The 3,334-nt window shown below is 40.7% G+C and carries 4 protein-coding genes and 2 pseudogenes; 5 read left to right on the forward strand and 1 reads right to left on the reverse strand.

Annotation, left to right across the window (positions count from 1 at the left end; all coding sequences use genetic code 11):
* Window positions 1–126: pseudogene (locus tag C4B57_11860) on the reverse strand (IS630 family transposase).
* 360 nt (window positions 127–486) lie between these two features.
* Between C4B57_11860 and C4B57_11865 the strand changes: the two are divergent.
* The 5 genes and pseudogenes from C4B57_11865 (at window position 487) to C4B57_11885 (ending at window position 3,224) form a co-directional block, all read left to right on the forward strand.
* Complete coding sequence (locus tag C4B57_11865; protein ID PXF50650.1) at window positions 487–1,047, forward strand: hypothetical protein; 561 nt, start codon at window positions 487–489, stop codon at window positions 1,045–1,047.
* Window positions 1,022–1,209 (forward strand): annotated as a pseudogene (locus C4B57_11870) (hypothetical protein). Before C4B57_11865 ends, C4B57_11870 begins: the two are co-directional and overlap by 26 nt.
* Window positions 1,210–1,482: 273 nt before the next feature.
* Entirely contained in the window at window positions 1,483–1,761 is a 279-nt protein-coding gene (locus C4B57_11875; protein ID PXF50651.1) for a hypothetical protein, read from the forward strand.
* The gene (locus tag C4B57_11880) at window positions 1,758–2,051 is read left to right on the forward strand and encodes a hypothetical protein (protein ID PXF50652.1); all 294 of its coding nucleotides are present in this window, start codon (window positions 1,758–1,760) and stop codon (window positions 2,049–2,051) included. The genes C4B57_11875 and C4B57_11880 overlap by 4 nt, the downstream gene beginning before the upstream one ends.
* A gap of 270 nt (window positions 2,052–2,321) precedes the next feature.
* Window positions 2,322–3,224, forward strand: a complete 903-nt coding sequence (locus C4B57_11885; protein PXF50653.1) for a hypothetical protein — start codon at window positions 2,322–2,324, stop codon at window positions 3,222–3,224.
* Window positions 3,225–3,334 lie beyond the last annotated feature (110 nt).

Raw genomic sequence — 3,334 nt, forward strand, 5'->3', positions numbered from 1 at the left:
CTTTTTGACGCGGTCAATTTTCCTCATGCTTGTTTTTAGCACTCTGGATATTTCTTCATTGGTTGATCGCTTTTCTTGGTGCCTTCCTTCATCACAGCCAAGCAAAATCAAGGCGTTGATAACCTTTGACGTGACACTAGCTTCTTTTCAGGAACGATTCGTTTTGACAACAAATAGGACCTAAAATGTTCCAACGCACTCCTCAAAATAACAAATCCCCATAATTATACAGACTCTGGATAATACTCAAATAAGCATGAAAAAGCAGACTTCCGGGCTCCACTTGGGAAAAGTATGCCTTCAAAAAGTATATGCCCTTTCTGACCTTATCGGTCGTATCAGCCTAATATTTAATCAAAAAAGACCGTTTTCTTGATTTTTTCATTGAATCCGTGTATGGATTTTATGATTTGCAGTGTTCTTAAAAAAGCAGAGTCTGTTTAATATATAAGGTTGTGTTGAGTAAATAATAAAAGGGGGAATAGCATGGCAAAAAGAATCTGCCCATTCTGCAAAGAAAAAGTCAAAGAAAATGCTACAATTTGTAAACATTGCGGAAGTAAGCTGCCAGCTTTGCCTCCCAAAAAATGGTATCAGACATGGAAGGGGCTTCTTCTAGTTTTGTTTCTTCTTGGCATCATTGCGCAAACATTTAAAGAGCAGCCCACTTCTCCACCTTCTCAGAGTTCTTCTGCACCTCCACCTTCCGTAATAAGCGAAAAGAAAACGGCTAAAAAAAATAATAGCGATATAAATGATGACCTCAACAATAACTTGAGTAAAAGCAAATGCATACACTCATGGAAATACAACAAATCCACTTTCAAGCTTTACTTAAACACAGCTCTTTGTAAGGAAAACGAGACATCCGCAGCGCTCTTAGCAATAAGGTACATTTTTGAATCCAATAAAAGTAAGTTTCCAAAACGAATAGAAATATATACCAATTATGGCAAGCAATTGGCATCTTATCCTTTTGAAAACATTCCATCACTTGTTAAGGGATATCTGCCAGACACTTATGAAACAATATCCGGATCAGATTGACGGGCTGCAGCGATATGCTGAATTATGGGAAGCGCGTGGCGACAAGCATAAGGCTGCCGAATATTATACCGAAAGGCCGCAGCCTTTGCTCAACAAACAGGAGGCTTTGCGCAGGAGACCATAGATTTTTTCCTGCAAAAAGCAGAATTGCCGGGCGACTAATTTGCAGACAGATTTCTTTTTTCTCCACCATTTCCAGTAGATCACCGGTGGTACAGTCAGGCAATTTAAGCCGGTGGTTTTTTAATTAATTAGACCTGCAACAGTTCTGAATGGAGAAGGCATCAGGGGAACGAAGAGTAATTTGTAGAAGAGAATGATGTTAAACTATTAAACTAACTCCGTCCGTCCCTGCAAACCCAAACACGCATCTTGACAAAATTTAAAGATCAAGTAATACTTTGTAGGACTTCAATATAAGGGAACTGTTTTTTTTTGCGGATATCTGATTTTGAATGGGATGAGGGCAATGCCTTACACCTCGAACTCGGTCACGGGATAAAACCTGAGGAGGCCGAAGAGGTCTTCGCCAGCAATCCTCTTTTCAGGCGGACAAAAAAAGGACATTATGTGGCTTTTGGTCCAACATCCGAAGGAAGATACCTGGCTATCATCTTTGAGCTAAAGCCCAAAGGCCTTGCTCGACCTATTACCGGGTGGGATATGAAACAGACAGAAATTCGATATTACAAAAAACACAGGGATAAAAAATGAATAAGCAACAAAAAAAGCAGGAAAACTGGATTGAGTACTACGATCATAAAAGCATCTTGAATGAAATCACAGATGACCCGGTTGATCTCCGTTTGGATGAACATCTTCGCAAGGATATCCTATCAGGAAAACGCAGAAGGAAACTTAAGAATATCACTCTCAAGATAGACCCGCTCCAGATCATGACCATCAAGAAGCTGGCTACCATGAAATCTATGCCCTATCAGACCCTGATCAGGCATTGGCTGGCCGAGGAGATCAAAAAAGAACTGAAATCGGTAGAAAGATAATCTTTTCTCTTCAAAAGCTGTATCTCAATATCGAGGAATTTGCGGGACATCCTATCTTACCCCTGTCAAGTTAAAATATTTCTTTTTTAAAAACAGCTAGTTGAACATTTGGATGGTAACTTCTCAATAAGTCTGGGCAGGGCATTCTTGCTTTCAGCATTTCAACCGGAAATTTTTCAAGTTTTGTCTCATTAATACGTCATTATCGTCATTATTCATCCCATTGAAAAAAAGCTGGACACAAAGACGTGGATAGGTTATGATTAATTCATGGCCAAGGCTCGTTTTCCGAAGATTCCCGATATTCCTGAAGAGGAGCTCTCACCTCTTGTTGCCGAGTTACTCGATATTTGTTGTCTTCAACAAGATCTGATCCTGTCACTGCAGGAACAGATTCAAATTCTAAGAGACGAAATCGCCATACTAAAAAACCAGAAACCCAAGCCCAAAATTAAACCACCCAACCTCGAAAATCGCCCTGATAAAAAGAAGAAAAAGCAAGAGTCAGGAAAGCGGCCGGGATCCTCCAAGAGGAGTAAAAATCTCCCAATACATGAAACTATTGATATCCCTCCGGACAACCTGCCTGAAGACAGCCGCTTTAAGGGATATGACTGTTTCACAGTTCAAGATATCGTAATCAGACCGCATAACACGCTTTACCGTTTAGAACGCTGGCAAACCCCTTCGGGTGATTATATCGTTGGCAAACTGCCAAAGGAATTGGAAAACAGTCACTTTGGTTCAATGCTGGTGAGCTTCATTTTGTATCAATATTACCATGCTCATGTAACCCAATCTCTGATCAGGGAAGAGTTGCTGGAGTTCGGAATTGATATCTCAACAGGGCAGATTAATCGTATCATTGTTGAGGGAAAAGATATCTTTCACTCGGAGAAAGACGAGATTCTCTCTGCCGGACTCGAGGTCTCCCGCTACGTCCACGTGGATGATACCGGTGCACGGCACAAAGGACGAAACGGATACTGCACCCACATAGGTAATGAGTTGTTCGCCTGGTTCGAAAGCACTGAAAGCAAGAGCCGAATCAATTTTCTGACGCTTTTACAGGGAAGGCACACTGACTATATGCTCAACGATGATGCCTTTGAGTATATGGTTCTCCATAAGCTTTCCAAAGCCCAGCTTGAACTATTATACACAGCGTCATAAGTAATTGCCGATTTTTGCAATTGCTATTTCGCATAAGTATTTTGAATTACACATTAATTGTTGAAAGGGATCTATCAATTTTCGGCAGCTATGTCTGACGTCGTGTATAA

The sequence above is a fragment of the Deltaproteobacteria bacterium genome, from assembly GCA_003194485.1.
In the GTDB taxonomy this organism is placed as follows: Bacteria; Desulfobacterota; Dissulfuribacteria; order Dissulfuribacterales; family UBA3076; genus UBA3076.

Excerpts from the sequence above, each read along its gene's own strand:
- C4B57_11885 (PXF50653.1), top strand. The coding sequence starts at position 2,322 with ATGGCCAAGGCTCGTTTTCCGAAGATTCCCGATATTCCTGAAGAGGAG.
- C4B57_11880 (PXF50652.1), top strand. The coding sequence starts at position 1,758 with ATGAATAAGCAACAAAAAAAGCAGGAAAACTGGATTGAGTACTACGAT.
- C4B57_11865 (PXF50650.1), top strand. The coding sequence starts at position 487 with ATGGCAAAAAGAATCTGCCCATTCTGCAAAGAAAAAGTCAAAGAAAAT.